The following is a 15,387-nucleotide window of genomic DNA, read 5'->3' as shown; positions in this document are numbered from 1 at the left end:
GACATCGAGCATCCGAGCCCGAACCGCGAGAAGATGGCACCGTGACGACCTACGCCGAGATCCGCAACAACGCACCACTGTGGCCGGGCGTGATGGACCGCTCGCTGCTGGGCAACCGGCAGGCGCAAGCCGCGCTCTATCTGGCCGACATGGCCAAGCGGGGCAAGTGGAGCACGGTGATCCGAGAACTCGACCGCGGCGATCACGTGGTCGATGTCAAGGCATGGCGGCCCGGAGGCAAGACGTGGCTGACGGTGCTGCATCAGGCCGGCTGGCACGGCGCTTCTGCCGACATCGCGTCCTGGCTGATCGAGCAGGGCGCGCTGCGCTCGCAACCGGACGCCGCCGGTCGCACCGCCTATGACCTGGCCGTCGAGCACCAACGGTCCGCCGAACTGCTGGAGGTGCTCAAGCCTCCCCCAGCCGCCCTCGACCCTGACCGGGTCGCCGCGCTCAACTTCCAACTCACCGCCGTGATCGACGACCTGATCCAACACCTGTTCCGCGGTGGCGAACTGCGCCAGATGCTCCGCTATCCGCCGGTCGAGGTGCTGCACGAGCTGCCCAGAAAGCAGCTGTGGTTCCCGGTGCCCTATCTGTGGGGCGGATTTCGGATCGGTCTGCGCGATAACGACGTCGAGGTGGTCGGCGGCTATCGAGAACTCGACCCGGTCGGCGATGTGCACGTCGCGACGGTCGGCTACCTCATCACACCCGAGGGCCCGTCACAGGTTTACGAGGGCTACGAGTGACCGCTGATCTCGCGCAACTGTCCCTTGGCGATCTTGCCGCCGGATGAGCGCGGCAACTCGTCGATGACGACAAGGCGTTCGGGCAGCAGCTCTTTGGACACCCCAAGGGCAAGCAGGTGCTCGACGAGTTCGGCCAATTCCAAGGTGCCGGCGCCAGCGCCCGCGCGAGCCACCTCCGCGAGTTCGACGTAGACGCACACCTTTTCGCCGAAGACCTCGTCGCGCATCGGCACCGCGGCCGCCACCGCGATCGCCGGATGGGTCATCACCGCGTCTTCGACCTGGGCGGCGCTGATGTTCTTGCCACCGCGCAGAATGAAATCCGAGGTACGGCCGGTGACACTGAGATAACCGTCGGCGTCGATCTCGCAGATGTCGCCCATGCGCATCCAGCCGTCGGCGGTGAACAGCTTGTCGTGGTCGACCCCGTTGAGGTAGCCGAGGCTGGTGGCCGGGCCGCGGCAGGCGGGCTGTCCCCGGCCGGTATCGGTCACGTCGGTGTTGCCGTCCTCGCCGCCGAACAGCCGGACCGCCATCTCACCGACGATTCGCCCCCCGGTGCGCAACCGCCGCTCCAGCGAGTCATCGAGCGTGGTAGCGCTGAGCACGCCGGTCTCGTTGGATCCGTAGAACTGCAGGATTTTCGCCCCGGTGAGCTCCTCGAACTCCGCGGCCGGCCGGTAGGGCAACGCCTCGCCGCCGGTGAACACCACCCGCAACGAGCTCAGGTCGAACTCGCGGCTGGCCGGATCCGCCATCATCATGATCAATTGAGTGCTGACACAGCATAATACGGTGACTCGATGCCGCGCTATCGCAGCACAGGTCGCCGCTGCGGTGAAGCGGTCCAACAGGATCGCCGTGGTGCCGAGGTGGATCGGTGTGGTGTGGCTGGTCCAGAGCCCGAAACCGAACGGCGTGGGAATGATCGGCAGGAAGACGTCGTCGGGGCTCAGTTGCCCATTGGCGACGGCAAGCTGGTGAAAGTAGTGCCAGCGATTCTGGGTGTGCACCACACACTTGGGCAGCCCGGTGGTACCTGAGGTGGAGTTGATCAGGAAGACCTCGTCTGGCCCGAGTTGCGGACCCGGTACCCCGCTTTCGGTGGCGGCGTGCAGCTCATCGATGCTCAGCGTCGCGATCTCGAGTTCGGCCGCGGCGGCGTGCCGCTGCTCATCGGTTATCAGCAATTGGGCCTGCGAAGCGGACAGGATCGCAGCCACCTCACGGGTCCCGGCCCGGGCACCGATACCGACCACGATCGCCCCGCAGCGCTCGATCGCCACGAACAGCACATGAATGTCCACGGCATCGCGATGCCATACCGCAATCCGGTCGCCGGGCCCCACTCCGACACCGGCCAGCCGCGCCGCCAATGCGTCTGCCGCGGTGTCGAATTCCTGCCACGTCAAGGCCGCACCGAGATAGTCCACGTAGGCATCCCGGGCTGGAAATCGTTGGGCGTTGCGGCGCACCGCGTCCGACAGCGTGGTCTGAGACCACCAGCCGACGGCGTGATAGCGGGCGGCTTCGGCGGCGGTGTAAGCCGGTGAATTCCAGCCGGTGTCGGAAGACATCTCGCTTACCGCCTCCGATCAGTCAGTAGATGTAGTCTTCGCCGCTCGCTCGCACGGTGATGTCACTGATACTGATGCCCCAGGGCTGGTCGATAACGTGCACCACCGCCTCGGCGAGGTCTTCGGGGGTGATCAGCCAGTACTTCACCGAGTCGATGTCGGTCTGCTCAGGGGCCAGGTTGCCCTCGGCGAACGCGGTGACCGATTGCATGTAACTCGCACCGCGCGATCCCACGATGCCCATGATCGCCGAGCCGTTGACCACGCCTCTACCGAGATTGGTGCCCAGAACTCCGGTCGGCTTGACCGTGGTCACCTTGATCTTTCCCTTCGCCTCGCTGCGTAGCGAGTCCGACAGGACGGCGACCGCGGCCTTGGTCGCGCTGTAGACGCCGGAGCCGGCCACACCGGCGTTGCCGTAGATCGACGAGATGTTGACGACGTGACCGCGTCCCTGCTCGATCATCTGGTCGTAGACGGCTGAAATGCCGTTCACCACACCCTTGATGTTGATGTCGATCGCCCGGTGCCAGTGCTGCCAGGCCTTGTCGTGATCGGCGAAATAGGCCAGCGGCATCACACCGGCGTTGTTGACGATGACGTCCACCGCGCCGAAGGTCTGCACCGCGTGCTGCACGGCGGCCTTCATCTGCTCGATGTCGGTGACATCGGCGACCTGATAGGTGCCCGACAGGCCGGCCTCGCGGATCCCGTCGAAGACCGCCGCAAGGTTCTCGGCACCGATATCGACGCCGACCACGCGGGCTCCAGCGGCGGCGCACTTCTCGGCGATCAGTTTGCCGAATCCACCGCCGGCACCGGTGATGACGACGACCTTATCCTGCAGGTGCTGCGACATAGTCGGCCAGTTTAGGTGGATGCGGTCACCCCAGGTGTCACCGCCCGATTTGCTCGGCGACAGGCGGCGCGTTCGGACGCCCGGTAACAGGTCCGGACGCTATGGTCACTTCGTGAAGCGTCGAACGGCACTGGGGCTCCCCCTCCTGCTGGCGGCGGGTCCCACCTTGAGCCGGCTCCCGCGCGCCGGCGCGGACCCCGGCCGGTGGTCGATCGACCGGGTAAATCGCTGGTATCAGGCGCAGGGTTGGCCGGTCGGCTCCAACTACATCACTTCCACCGCGGTCAATCAGCTCGAGATGTTTCAGCCGGGCACCTTCGATCTGCGGCGGATCGACTCCGAGTTGGGCTGGGCCCGATCGGCAGGCTTCAACACCGTGCGGGTGTTCCTGCACGACCAGCTGTGGGCCGCCGATCAGCGGGGCTTCCAGTACCGCCTGGGCCAGTTCGTTGCGGTCGCCGCCCGCCACCGCATCAAGCCGATGTTCGTACTGTTCGATTCCTGCTGGGACCCGCACCCCAAGGCCGGACCACAGCTGGCCCCGCGAGTCGGCATCCACAATTCACGATGGGTGCAGAGCCCCGGCGCCGATCGACTCGGGGACCGCAACTACTACCGCACCCTGCATGACTACGTCACAGGTGTGATGACCCAGTTCCGGTACGACGAACGGATCCTGGCCTGGGACCTGTGGAACGAGCCGGACAACATGGCCCGCGAATACAGCGCCGTCGAACGGTCGGACAAGCTGGACTACATCAGTGACCTGCTGCCTCAGGTGTTCAGTTGGGCCCGGTCCGTCGATGCCCGTCAGCCGCTGACCAGTGGGATCTGGGAAGGCTCACGTCAGGGCAGCACGATCGTCAACACCCAGCTGGGCAGCTCCGACGTCATCACGTTCCACTCCTACGACAAGCCGGCCACATTCAGTGACCGCATCGCCGAACTGGCGCCCCTGGGCCGGCCGATGATGTGCACCGAATATCTGGCGCGTACCCGCGGCAACACCATCGACGGGATTCTGCCGATCATGAAGCGCCACAATGTGGGCGCCTATAACTGGGGCTTCGTCGCCGGGCGCACCCAGACCTACCTGCCGTGGGACTCCTGGGACAATCCCTACACCGCCGAGCCGCAGACCTGGTTCCACGATCTGGTGCAACCCACCGGTCGCGCATACCGGAATCTGGAGATCATGACGATCAGCAACCTCACCGGCCGCTGACCGGCTGATAGCGGCGCGGTTCAGTGATGAAATCATTGGCGGCAATATCGTCGTGAGGAGTCGGTGATGAGCGAGACCGCGTCGGGTTCGCGGGCTGGGTCACGAGTGGGGCGTTACCTCCTCAAACGACTGCTGGGACGCGGCACCACCGGTGAGGTCTACGAGGCGGTCGACACACAGAAGGACCGCACCGCCGCGCTCAAGCTGCTGGCGCCGCCGTTGGGCGGGAATCCGGCGTTCCGCGAATGGCTGCAGCGCGAGGCGCTGGTCGTCGGGCGGGTGCAGGAGCCGCACGTGGTCCCGGTTCGCGACTACGGCGAGCTCGACGGCCAGGTGTTCATCGATATGCCGCTGGTGGCCGGTGCCGACTTGGCCGCGGTGTTGAAGCGCAACGGGGTACTGCCTCCCTCACGTGCGGTGAACGTGGTGTGGCAGGCGGCGTCGGCCCTGGATGCCGCGCACAGCGCCGGCGTGATCCACCGCGGCGTCAAACCGCGCAACATCCTGCTGACCAGTGATGACTTCGTCTATCTGGTGGATTTCGGGTTGGCCGGCGCGCCCGGTGCCGAGGCAGCCGATGCCGAGAACGCCGGTGCCCGCTGGAAGTACGCGGCGCCGGAGCTGTTCTCCGGCAGTGACTTCGGGCCGGCCGTCGATGTCTATGCGCTGGCATGCGTGCTCTACCAGTGCTTGACGGGCTCGCCGCCGTACCGCGCCGACAGCCTCAAGATGCTCGCCAACGCGCATCAGACCAAACCGATTCCGCGGCCCAGTCTTGCCGGCGCGAGCATCCCGGCCGCCTTGGATGAGGTCGTCGCCAAAGGTATGGCCAAGGATCCGCAGGGCCGTTATGCCAACGCCGCGGAGCTGGCGACCGCGGCCTATCAGGCGCTCAGCGCGCCCGACCAGCACCGGACGCTGCAGATCTATGAGGCCAGCCAGCAGTCCACCCCGCCGCTGGTACCGGACGAGGTGGCTACCGCTGAGCCGTCGGCCTCGCCTGCTTCGACGGCCGAGGTTGCCCCTGCCCCGGTGCGTGAGGTGCCGCCGGTGCCGGAGGTGCAACCAACCCCGCCGCCGGCCCAGCCCGCCCCGATTCCCGAACCGGTGTCCGCAGCCCGCCCCACCGGGCAGTCCGGTCTGCCCCGGGTCTCGACGGCCGCAGACGACTGGTTCAGCGCGTCACGACGATTTCGTCAGAACCACGATCCCGCCAAACGCAAGCTGCTGCTGCGCCTCGGGGCGGCGCTGATCGTGGTCGTCGGGTTGATCACCTGGATGACGAACCGATCGGGGTCTGACGAGCTGGCCGCCGACACCGACACTTCCCAGTCCGCGGCGGGCGCGAGTCAGCCCACCACGACGGTGTCTGCGGCCGAGGCACAGGCTCGCCTGCTCAAGCTGCTGCCGTCGGGCTATCCGCAGGACACCTGTACGGCGTCCGCGCCGACGAGCGGGGCCATCGCCGAGGTGACGTGTGGCCGCAACACCGATCTCGACGGCCCGCCCGCCGCGACTTACGCGCTGTTCCCCGATGCCACCGCACTGCGCCAGAGCTTCGACAACACGGTGCAGGCCACCACCGTCGTCAACTGCCCGGGCCGGATTCAGTCGCCGGGAGCCTGGCATCGCAGCGCCGCCCCGGACAAGACGGCCGGAACACTGCTGTGCGGGATGCGGCAGGGGTCGCCCGTGCTGGTCTGGACCAACGACGCGAACCTGGTGATCGGCTCACTGCGAACGGAAAGAAACACACCCACGCTGGAGCAGTTCTACACGTGGTGGAGTTCGCACTCCTGACCGTCGATCCTGGAACACGAACAAACGCCGCTGTCAAATCCGTTAGGATTTTCGACTTGGAGTCCCTGCGTCACCTGCGAGATCCCGTCGAACCGAGGAGTCAACTCATAATGAAGTTCTTCACTACTGCCGTGGCAGCCGCGGGCGCGTTGGCCGCAGCCGGAGCCGTCACCGCCGCGACCGCCAGTGCGGACGCCGGCGACGTCGCCCCCTCGACCCACCCGATCGGCACCCAGGGCACCGTGGAGAACGGCGGTGTCATCCAGGGCTGGACGGTCAGTGACCTGCGCCCCAGCACCGACGCCATCCCCTACCAGCCGCGCGGCACCCTGTGGGAGGCCACCGCCACCGACGTGGCACTGCAGGGCAACGTCACCCCGGTGATCGCCAACCTCGGCGCGCGCTCAGCGAGCGGTCAGACCTACCCGGCGCTGTTCACGGTGGCCAGCGCGCAGGGCGTGAACCCGGCCAACCTGACGCAGGGCCAGAAGACCAGCGGCAAGGTCTACTTCGACGTCACCGGCGACGCGCCCAACAGCGCGGTCTACCAGGGCTCCGGTCAGGACCTGCTGGTCTGGACCCCCGCCGCGCCGACCACCCCGGCCGGCGGTGCGTCGGGTCCGGCGGCCACGGGTTCGCAGCACGCTTCCGGTCCGGCGGCCACCGGCACCAAGCCTGCCCAGCCGGGAACCCAGGGCGCCCCGGCCGCTACCGAGACCACGCCGGCTGCCGCCGGTAGCCAGGGCACCCCGCTGCCCGCGAGCAGCCAGGGCACCCCGCTGCCGGCCGAGGCCGGCGGCACTCCGGCCGCTGCCACCGGCTCGGATGGTCCGGCGGCCACCGGCACCTCGGGCTCGCAGACCCAGGCCGGCGCGGGCAGCGCGGAAGCGTCGACTTCGGCCAGCGGCCCGGCGCCGTCCTCGCAGCAGACCCCGGGTACGCCGACCCAGTCCGAGGCGTCGGCCGCCGCCGGCAGCTCGGGTACGCCGCTCCCCGCGGAGGCGCCCGGTGCTTCGACGAGCGAAGCGACCGGCACGACTGGTACGGCCGGCTCGGCGGGCACTGGTCCGGATGGCACCACGTCGGCTGCCGCCGGAAATCAGGGCACGCCGCTTCCCGCCGCCAGCGGCACGAGCGGCTCGACCACATCGAACTGACCGAAGTTCATCGCCAATCCGGCCCGGCCTCCTACCGCGAGGTCGGGCCGGACTCGTTCCTGGGTAGCCTGGTCCGCAGCCCGTTACGATTGAAGTACTTGAGTACCAATGTCGTCGGCATGCAGCCGATTTGAGGAGACACTTCCATGAAGTCCATCTCGACCGCCCTGGCCGCGGGAGCACTGGTCGCCGCGGGCGCCCTCAGCACCGGGATCGCCGGCGCGGATCCTGACCCGGCCCCCGCCCCGGCCACCCAACCGATCGGCACCCAGGGAACCGTGCCCGAAGGGCCCGGCGTGCACGGCTGGACCATCAGCGATCTGCGCCCCAGCTCGGACGCCATCCCCTATCAGCCCCGCGGCACCCTGTGGGAGGCCACCGCCACCGACGAGGCGATCCAGGGCGCCGTCTTTCCGATCGTTGCCAACCTCAGTGCCCGTTCGGCCAGCGGCCAGAACTACCAGGCTTTGTTCACCGTGCCCACCGCACAGGGCATCGCTCCCGTCGCCCTGACCCAGGGCCAGAAGGCCAGCGGCAAGGTCTATTTCGACGTCACCGGCGACGTCCCGAACAGCATGGTGTACCAGACCGGGGGCGCGGACCTGATCCGATGGGTGGCCCCGGCTCCGCAGGCTCCGACGCAGCCGCAAGCCCCCGCGGGCGGATCTCAGCTCTCGGCGAGCGGTGGCAGCAACCGGGCTCCTGCTGCACCGGCCCGTCCCCCGGCGTCGCGGCCCGCGCACCCCGCACCGTCAGCTCCGCCGTCCGGAAGCTCCGGAACCCCGCTGCCCGAGGGCAGTTCCGGCACACCGCTGCCCGCCGAGGCGCCCTAACGCGTGGCGGCTCAGAGGCCGAACTGGTCGTCGATCAGTCCGAGCCAGATCTGGGCCGCGTCGATAGCGACCTTCTCGCTGATGAAGGCGTGCTGGGTTCCGGTGTAGATGTCGCGGAATGCTCGTTCGAGGCGGCTGCCTTCGCGAATCGCCGTGGTTCCGGCCGCCAGATGTGCCCATTCGGCGCAGCTTCTGGCGGTATCGGTGGCGTAGACGGCTGCCACCCGCATGTCGGCCCGCAGTCCCGGCGTCAGGTCTTCGCCTGCCGCGACGGCGGTTTCGGCCGTGGTGAACGCATCGAGCACCAGCAAGCGAGCGGCCCGCCACGCGGCGACGTGGTGAGCCAGATCCTTCTGAAACGTCGGGCGGCTGGCCAACGCCGCCATGTCGCTCATCCGGTATTTGGTGGCTGCCAGCTCAGTCACGTCGTCGAGCATGCTTTTGGCCACACCGAGCGCCCAGGACGCGTGGCCCGCGGCGGTCACCGGCATCAGGCCCATCCGAGCCGCCGGCGACGCGCCGCGAAGTGGCGTACGGCAGAACAGTGGAAAGGTCCGGCTCCCTGGTACGAACACGTCCTGGGCGCTGTAGTCGTAGGAGCCGGTTCCCTTGAGCCCCTGGACATGCCACCCGTCGTTGAAGGAGACCTGCTCACGCGGGAGCACCGCGACCTGCATGTCGGGTATTCCGTCGCTGACCCAGCGCATCTCGCCGTCGTCCATCGGGAAGAAGCCGGCCGCGACGTACTGGGAGTGGCCGATCCCCGAGCCGAAGCTCCACGATCCACTGAGCCGGTAGCCGCCGTCGACGGCGACACCCTGGCCGTTGGGGAAGTATTGGCCGCCCAGCGTGACGTGATTGCCCTGGGAGGTGAACACCTCATCGAACCCGTCGTCGGGTAGGTACGTGGCGGCCGCGAAGGACGACGGCATGTTGGCGATACCGACCCAGCCGAATGACCCGTCCTGCCATGCCATTTCGATCCAGGTCTCGATCATCTCGGCAAATGACGGCTCGACTCCACCGGCGGCGGCGGGATTGAACGCCGACATCAACCCGGTGCGCCACATCTCGTCGACGATGGGATCGGTCAGGGTGCGGCACTGCTCGGACGCGGCGGCCTCGGCCGCCACCAGGTCGCGCATGCCACGTGCCAGTGCGGCAAGCCCGCCGGCCTCACTCACCTGCGGAATCGCCCGGCGAATCCGCGCAGCGGCAGGTCGGCGCTGGTCAGCAGGCCCGGCGGCGCCGCCACCACCGACTTGATCGCGTTGAGGGCGGGCAATCCGGTCACGGTCATGCCGATCGAGGCGAAGTTGTCCGGGTTGGACAGGTCAATTCCGGGCTTGGGAAAGATCATGTGCTTGTTGTAGACGCACGGATCACCGGTGACCCGGGTGATGTAGCAGCCCTTGATGTTCCAGTTCGGCTCGGTGAACGGCGTCATCTGCCACTCCAGATGCGTCTCGACGCGCGGCACACCGTTGACCATCCCCTGATACTTGATGTAGTTGCCGCCCAAGGAGCCTTTGGGCAGGGTGTACCAGCCCAGGTCGACGTCCCTGGTGCACACTCCCAGTTCGTAGTCGAACGTCACCTCATCGAGGGTCAGATCGAAGCAGTCGGCCATCATCAGCACGCTGTCGGCGAAGACCCGGGTGAACTTCTCCAGCTTGGCGGGGATCTCTGGATCGTCGGCCGGCTGGCCGTAACCCACCTCGATCCAGGTGTCCTTGGAGTGGTGACACGACACGTCCACCGACTCGATGGTGGTGATGTTCTCGATCTCGGCGACATCGGCCGAACACACCACGCCCAGAATCTGATTGAGCCCGGGGTTCATGCCGGTGCCGTAGAAACTCGCGCCGCCCTTCTCACAAGCCTCGGCCAGCAGCTGCGTCACCGGTTTGCCCGACGGGTGCGGGTGGTTGCGGTCACGGTGCCAGCCGGTGATCCAGTCCGCGGTGGTCACGATGTTGATGCCCGCTTCCAGGATCTGGACGTAGAGGTCCTCGTCGGGAAACACCCCGTGAAACGTCAGCACGTCGGGCCTGGCGGCGATGATCTCCTCGACACTGCCGGTCGCGATCACGCCGTTGGGGCCGATCCCGGCCAGCTCGCCGGTGTCTTTGCCGATCTTGTCCGGCGAATAGCAGTGCACGCCTACCAGTTCGAGATCATCGCGGGCGGCGAACCGCCGGATCATCTCGGTCCCGACGTTGCCGGTGGCGACCTGGAAGACGCGGACGGGTGCGGCGGCTGCGTTCATGCGGTGAAACCTTTCTGCGCTCTGAGTTCAGCGACCTCGGCAGCACTGCCACCGATGCCGTCGGGATAGAACTGCTTGGCCCACTGGCGGATTGCGGTGAAGCCCTCAAACTCGGCGGTCGCCAGGGCCGGCGGATCCGAATAGCGCTGATGCGACCAGATGTGGATGTCCTGCTCGAATTGGCGGATGACTTCACGCCCGAAGTCGACTGCCCGGGCCTCGGCGCGATCAGGATCGCCGGGCTTATGCGGCGACCGGCCGATGTAGACCATGAAGCGGACGTCGGAGGTGGAGTCGTCGACGGGCGTGATCGCGGAAATAGTCCGGTTGTCGATCATTCCCCAGCTCTTGGTCACCGCAATCCCCAAGCCGCCGTTGATGGCTTCGACGCCGCTGTTGACGTCCTCGATCCTCTGACCGTCGTCGCCCTCGAAGGTGATGGTGAAGTCGACGTAGGACACCGGTTCGGCGAAATCGTGGCGGGTGAACACCGGCACGATCGGGGTCTTGTGCACGTATTTGAAGTGGGCGAAGTCCACCCCGTTCTCCAGCACGTACTGCGGGTGCAGCTCCAGGCCCGCGCGAAACAGTCGCTGTTGCGGGTAGTAATCGGCGGCGCTGCGGTCGTCGAAGCTGGCGAACACATCCGGCGCGTCGAAGAACGGTTCCCGGCCCTGCGCGTCGTTCCAGATGTAGACCGCTTCGTTGCGTTCGGTGACCGGATAGGTGGTGATGCGCCTACCGCGGTTGGGCTTGTCCTGGTAGGGAATGCAGACGTTGCGGCCCTGGGAGTTCCACTGCCAACCGTGGAACGGACATTGCAGCACCTCGCCGCAGACGGTGCCGCCGAAACCCAGATGCGCGCCGAGGTGTTCGCAGTAGGCGTTCATCACGGTGAGCTGACCTGACTCGGCCCGCCAGGCCACCATCTCCCGGCCGAAGTACTTCATGGCGTGGACATCGCCGATGCCGATCTCGTCAGACCAGGCGACTTGAAACCAGCCTGTCGGGTTCATCGACAACGGCGGTTTGGCCATGTCAACGTGTCCTCTCTGTGGTCTCCGAGCGGGCCGACTGTCGCAGCATAGTGCGCATAGCAACGGAATCATAGTGGGCGCTATGTAAATGTTGTTAGGATTCGGCGGATGGCTCAATCGGAGACGCGGCGAAGCAATAAGCGGGGGCTGGCAACCCGCGAGGCGATGCTGGACGCCGCGGTGCGCTCCCTGGCCACCGGGGACCCCGGCGCGGTGTCGGCCAGCCGGATCGCCAAGGAGAGCGGCGCCACCTGGGGCGCGGTGCAGTATCAGTTCGGCGACGTCGACGGATTCTGGGCGGCGGTGTTGCACCGCACCGCCGAGCGCCGCGACGCCGCGATCTCGGCGTTCGGCAGCGTGAAATCGGATGCGCCGCTGCGGGAACGGGTTGCGGCCATCATCGACACGCTCTATGACGGGCTGGCCTCGCCGGATTCGCGGGCGATCGAGAACCTGCGGGCCGCACTCCCCCGCGACCACCGCGAATTGGAGCGGCTGTATCCGCGCACCGCGGCCGAATTGTTCTCCTGGGGCAAGAGCTGGCTGACGACATGCCATGCGGCGTTCGCCGACCTCGGAGTCGACCCCCAGCGGGTGCGGGAGGTGGCTGCCCTCATCCCCGGTGCGATGCGCGGGCTGGTCTCCGAACGCCAGCTGGGCTCCTATGCCGACCTGGACGAGGCCCGCCGCGGCCTGACCAACGCGCTGGCGGCATACCTCGAGCAGTCCCGGCCCGGCTGAGACCGGGGGCTGCGCAAACCGCACGACCACGCAAGGATGTGATGGTGTTTGGCCTCGTCGTTGTTGTCACACTCGTCGCCACCGTGGTCGGCGGCACCATCCTGGGCAAGCGCTATCGCGTCGGCCCCCCGGTGTTGCTCATCCTGCTCGGCGGCATGCTGGGCCTGATCCCCCGCTTCGGCGAAACCCAGCTCGACGGGGAGATCGTGTTGCTGCTGTTCCTGCCGGCGATCCTGTACTGGGAGAGCATGAACACCAGCTTCCGAGAGATCCGGGCGAACCTGCGCGTGATCGTGCTCATCAGCGTCGGCCTGGTGATCGCGACCGCCGTGGCGGTGTCCTGGACGGCGCGATCGCTGGGCATGGAGCCACACGCGGCGTCGGTCCTGGGTGCCGTCCTCTCGCCCACCGATGCGGCCGCGGTGGCCGGCCTGGCCAAGAAGTTGCCGCGCCGGCCGCTGACCGTGCTACGCGCCGAAAGCATCATCAACGACGGCACCGCGCTGGTGCTGTTCGCGGTGACCGTCGCAGTCGCCACGGGCAGCCCCGCGATCGGCCCCATCGACCTGGTGGGCCGCTTCGTCGGCTCATACCTGGGCGGTATCGCGGCCGGCCTACTGGTGGGCGCCGCGGTCACGCTGCTGCGCCGCCGCATCGACGCGCCGCTGGAAGAAGGCGCCCTGAGCATCTTGACGCCGTTCGCGGCGTTCCTGCTCGCCCAAACCTTTCACTGCAGCGGCGTCGTCGCGGTGCTGGTGTCGGCGCTGGTGCTGTCCTACGTCGGCCCACGGGTGATCGGGGCCCGTTCCCGGTTGCAGGCCTACGCGTTCTGGGACATGGCGACGTTTTTGATCAATGGCTCACTGTGGGTGTTCGTCGGCGTCCAGATTCCCGGCGCGGTGCACGGGATCGAGAATGTCGGCGCCGGCCTTCGCCATGCCACGATGCTGGCCCTGGCTGTCACCGGTGTGGTCATCGTGACCCGAATCGCCTGGTCGGAGATCACCACCGTGCTGCTGCGCACCCTGGACCGGCGTCCCGTGCAGCGGACCCGTCGGGTGGGCTGGCGCCAGCGCGCGGTATCGAGTTGGGCGGGCTTCCGCGGCGCGGTCTCCCTGGCCGCGGCGCTGGCCGTCCCGTTGACCACCCACGCCGGCACCCCTTTTCCGGATCGCAACCTGATCATCTACGTGGTCACCTTCGTGATCCTGGTGACGGTGCTGGTCCAAGGCAGCACCCTGCCGGCCGTCGTGCGATGGGCACGGATGCCCGAAGACGCAGCGCACGCCGAGGAGCTGCACCTGGCACGCACCCGCGCCGCCGAAGCCGCCCTGGAAGCGTTACCGCGGGTCGCCGACGAACTCGACGTCAGCCCGGATCTGGTGGGTCGGCTGCTCAAGGAATACCGGGATCAGGCCGAGCTCGTGGCGGTGTCCGATCAGCCCAACGCCGCCGCCGAACGCGACGACATGGTGCGCCGGGTGCACCTGGGCGTCCTGGAGCACAAGCGCAGTGCCGTCACCGAACTGCGCGACCGAAATCAGATCGACGACATCGTATTACGTGAGGTGCAGGCCGAAATGGACCTGGAGGAAGTGCGACTGCTGGGGCCGGCCGATACCGAATAGCGGCCGGGCAGGTCGGTGTCCCAACGCGCTGAGCGGGTCCCGGCCGGAGGCGACAGGATGGTCGCAGACCACTACTATCCACTTCGTGAGCGATTCCTCGGCCCGCCGATTGAGACTCACCCGGCGAGGCACTGTACTGGCGGCAGTTTTGCTGACCGCCCCCGTCGTGATTCCCGCCGGCACGCCCGGTGCCGTGGCGCCGGCCAGCGCGGCCTGCCCCGACGTCGAAGTGGTGTTCGCCCGTGGGCGTCTGGAATCGCCCGGGGCCGGCGCGATCGGCAACGCGTTCGTCAGCGCGCTGCGCTCCAAGACCTCCAAATACGTCAGTCTGTATGCGGTGAACTACCCCGCCGACAATGAGATCGACAGGGGCGCCAATGACATGAGCGCCCACATCCAGAACACCATCAACGGTTGCCCCAACACCCGCATCGTTCCGGGGGGCTACTCGCTGGGCGCCGCAGTCACCGACGTGGTGCTTGCGGTCCCCTTCTCGGCGTTCGGCTTCAACAATCCCCTGCCACCGGGCGCCGACGAACACATCGCCGCGGTGGCGCTGTTCGGAAACGGCAGTCAATGGGTCGGACCCATCACCAACTTCAACCCGATCTACAACGATCGGACCATCGAGCAGTGCCATGGCGCCGACCCGATCTGCAACCCCGCGGACCCGAACACCTGGGAAGCGAACTGGCCACAACACCTGGCCAGCGCCTACATCTCCGCAGGCATGGTCAACGAGGCAGCGGACTTCGTCGCGGGAAAGCTGTAGCCGACCGCCATCAGCCCTTCGAGAGTTCGGGGGCGCTACGGTCCAGGCCCCGGAATCCTTCGCAGGGTTGTTTGGCTCCGACCACGAACGGCAGCGCCTTCCACCGAAACCTCATCCGGCCGCGAAATCCCATGGCGTCCGCCGGCGGTTGTACCGCTGACTTCGCGAGGTCCAGGTAGTAGGTCGACGTTTGGCCCAGCCCTTCGAAGTCGTGCACCAGTGGCGTGCACACGGCGCGAACCGGCTCATCAAGCCGCTGCGCGATGGCATCGGTCATCAACACGTATTCGGGAACCGGCACCAGGTTCTTGAGCATCCGATGCACCAGGATGACGTCGACGCCGGCAAGTTCGGTGTGGCGCTTGACCTTCTGCTCGGCCACCTCGCCCTCATGCGCAACGAACTTCAGCGAGAGGTTCATCAGCTGCTCGCAGCTTTCACAGTGACAGTTGCGGCCGTTCTCGATGCGAGCCCGACGATTCAGGAACGCCTGATGCATCCGCGACAACCGCTCGCTGACCAACACCTGCGCGTCACCATCGGGCGCCCAGAAGAAGGCGGCGTCGCCCTCCAGCTTCGCAAGCTTCATGCCCTTGGCGGCATCGATGACCGATTCCAGTAGAGCGGCCACCGCCATCTGGGCGTGCACCAGATGGGTCCGGTTCCAGTTCATGTAGGCGGTGTATCCGCCGATGTCGGCAATGACGAGCACCGCGCGCCGGATGGCCATGAACACA

General features: G+C 67.2%; 14 protein-coding genes. 8 read left to right on the top strand and 6 right to left on the bottom strand.

Annotated features, from left to right (window positions below; all coding sequences use genetic code 11):
- Positions 1–41: 41 nt before the first annotated feature.
- Positions 42–752 (top strand): ankyrin repeat domain-containing protein, encoded by a 711-nt coding sequence (locus RCP37_RS08220; RefSeq protein WP_308486405.1) that lies wholly within the window; start codon positions 42–44, stop codon positions 750–752.
- On the opposite strand, the gene RCP37_RS08215 is transcribed toward RCP37_RS08220, so the two are convergent.
- Both RCP37_RS08215 and RCP37_RS08210 read right to left on the bottom strand, forming a co-directional pair.
- Positions 743–2,329, bottom strand: coding sequence for a class I adenylate-forming enzyme family protein (locus RCP37_RS08215; protein WP_308486404.1), 1,587 nt, complete (start codon positions 2,327–2,329; stop codon positions 743–745). The genes RCP37_RS08220 and RCP37_RS08215 overlap by 10 nt on opposite strands.
- 22 nt (positions 2,330–2,351) lie before the next feature.
- A complete protein-coding gene (locus tag RCP37_RS08210; RefSeq protein WP_308486403.1) occupies positions 2,352–3,188 on the bottom strand; it encodes an SDR family oxidoreductase in 837 nt (278 codons plus the stop codon).
- 112 nt (positions 3,189–3,300) lie between these two features.
- Between RCP37_RS08210 and RCP37_RS08205 the strand changes: the two genes are divergently transcribed.
- The 4 genes from RCP37_RS08205 (at position 3,301) to RCP37_RS08190 (ending at position 8,203) form a co-directional block, all read left to right on the top strand.
- A complete protein-coding gene (locus RCP37_RS08205; protein ID WP_308486402.1) occupies positions 3,301–4,413 on the top strand; it encodes a glycoside hydrolase 5 family protein in 1,113 nt (370 codons plus the stop codon).
- Positions 4,414–4,479: 66 nt separating this feature from the next.
- Positions 4,480–6,213 carry a serine/threonine-protein kinase gene (locus RCP37_RS08200; protein WP_308486401.1) on the top strand — a complete coding sequence of 578 codons (1,734 nt, stop codon included), beginning with the start codon at positions 4,480–4,482 and terminating at the stop codon, positions 6,211–6,213.
- Positions 6,214–6,323: 110 nt separating this feature from the next.
- On the top strand, positions 6,324–7,370 hold the full coding sequence (locus tag RCP37_RS08195) for a DUF1942 domain-containing protein (RefSeq protein ID WP_308486400.1): 1,047 nt from the start codon (positions 6,324–6,326) through the stop codon (positions 7,368–7,370).
- A 146-nt stretch (positions 7,371–7,516) separates the two neighbouring features.
- The gene (locus tag RCP37_RS08190) at positions 7,517–8,203 is read left to right on the top strand and encodes an MPT63 family protein (RefSeq protein ID WP_308486399.1); all 687 of its coding nucleotides are present in this window, start codon (positions 7,517–7,519) and stop codon (positions 8,201–8,203) included.
- Between the two features lie 11 nt (positions 8,204–8,214).
- Here RCP37_RS08190 and RCP37_RS08185 read toward each other — a convergent pair whose 3' ends face one another.
- Genes RCP37_RS08185 through RCP37_RS08175 form a run of 3 tightly spaced genes read right to left on the bottom strand, consistent with a single transcriptional unit; the run spans position 8,215 to position 11,509 of the window.
- Positions 8,215–9,348 (bottom strand): acyl-CoA dehydrogenase family protein, encoded by a 1,134-nt coding sequence (locus RCP37_RS08185; protein ID WP_308486990.1) that lies wholly within the window; start codon positions 9,346–9,348, stop codon positions 8,215–8,217.
- A 35-nt stretch (positions 9,349–9,383) separates the two neighbouring features.
- Positions 9,384–10,472, bottom strand: coding sequence for an NAD(P)H-dependent amine dehydrogenase family protein (locus RCP37_RS08180; RefSeq protein ID WP_308486398.1), 1,089 nt, complete (start codon positions 10,470–10,472; stop codon positions 9,384–9,386).
- Entirely contained in the window at positions 10,469–11,509 is a 1,041-nt protein-coding gene (locus RCP37_RS08175; protein ID WP_308486397.1) for an aromatic ring-hydroxylating dioxygenase subunit alpha, read from the bottom strand. Before RCP37_RS08175 ends, RCP37_RS08180 begins: the two co-directional genes overlap by 4 nt.
- Before the next feature lie 108 nt (positions 11,510–11,617).
- On the opposite strand from RCP37_RS08175, the gene RCP37_RS08170 reads away from it, so the two are divergent.
- The 3 genes from RCP37_RS08170 (at position 11,618) to RCP37_RS08160 (ending at position 14,650) form a co-directional block, all read left to right on the top strand.
- Positions 11,618–12,250, top strand: a complete 633-nt coding sequence (locus tag RCP37_RS08170) for a TetR/AcrR family transcriptional regulator (RefSeq protein ID WP_224976199.1) — start codon at positions 11,618–11,620, stop codon at positions 12,248–12,250.
- 44 nt (positions 12,251–12,294) lie between these two features.
- Positions 12,295–13,878, top strand: coding sequence for a Na+/H+ antiporter (locus tag RCP37_RS08165; protein WP_308486396.1), 1,584 nt, complete (start codon positions 12,295–12,297; stop codon positions 13,876–13,878).
- An 85-nt stretch (positions 13,879–13,963) separates the two neighbouring features.
- Complete coding sequence (locus tag RCP37_RS08160; protein ID WP_308486395.1) at positions 13,964–14,650, top strand: cutinase family protein; 687 nt, start codon at positions 13,964–13,966, stop codon at positions 14,648–14,650.
- 10 nt (positions 14,651–14,660) lie between these two features.
- Here RCP37_RS08160 and RCP37_RS08155 read toward each other — a convergent pair whose 3' ends face one another.
- The gene (locus tag RCP37_RS08155; RefSeq protein ID WP_308486394.1) at positions 14,661–15,380 is read right to left on the bottom strand and encodes a DUF2652 domain-containing protein; all 720 of its coding nucleotides are present in this window, start codon (positions 15,378–15,380) and stop codon (positions 14,661–14,663) included.
- Between the last annotated feature and the right edge of the window lie 7 nt (positions 15,381–15,387).

This window comes from Mycolicibacter sp. MU0102, assembly GCF_963378105.1.
GTDB lineage: Bacteria > Actinomycetota > Actinomycetes > Mycobacteriales > Mycobacteriaceae > Mycobacterium > Mycobacterium holstebronense.
The sequence above is the reverse complement of the archived record's forward strand: the minus strand, read 5'-3'. Positions and strand labels throughout refer to the sequence as shown.

Coding starts and splice junctions, on each gene's coding strand:
- RCP37_RS08215 (WP_308486404.1), bottom strand. CDS start 2,329: ATGTCTTCCGACACCGGCTGGAATTCACCGGCTTACACCGCCGCCGAA.
- RCP37_RS08210 (WP_308486403.1), bottom strand. CDS start 3,188: ATGTCGCAGCACCTGCAGGATAAGGTCGTCGTCATCACCGGTGCCGGC.
- RCP37_RS08200 (WP_308486401.1), top strand. CDS start 4,480: ATGAGCGAGACCGCGTCGGGTTCGCGGGCTGGGTCACGAGTGGGGCGT.
- RCP37_RS08195 (WP_308486400.1), top strand. CDS start 6,324: ATGAAGTTCTTCACTACTGCCGTGGCAGCCGCGGGCGCGTTGGCCGCA.
- RCP37_RS08190 (WP_308486399.1), top strand. CDS start 7,517: ATGAAGTCCATCTCGACCGCCCTGGCCGCGGGAGCACTGGTCGCCGCG.
- RCP37_RS08185 (WP_308486990.1), bottom strand. CDS start 9,348: ATGCGCGACCTGGTGGCGGCCGAGGCCGCCGCGTCCGAGCAGTGCCGC.
- RCP37_RS08180 (WP_308486398.1), bottom strand. CDS start 10,472: ATGAACGCAGCCGCCGCACCCGTCCGCGTCTTCCAGGTCGCCACCGGC.
- RCP37_RS08175 (WP_308486397.1), bottom strand. CDS start 11,509: ATGGCCAAACCGCCGTTGTCGATGAACCCGACAGGCTGGTTTCAAGTC.
- RCP37_RS08170 (WP_224976199.1), top strand. CDS start 11,618: ATGGCTCAATCGGAGACGCGGCGAAGCAATAAGCGGGGGCTGGCAACC.
- RCP37_RS08155 (WP_308486394.1), bottom strand. CDS start 15,380: ATGGCCATCCGGCGCGCGGTGCTCGTCATTGCCGACATCGGCGGATAC.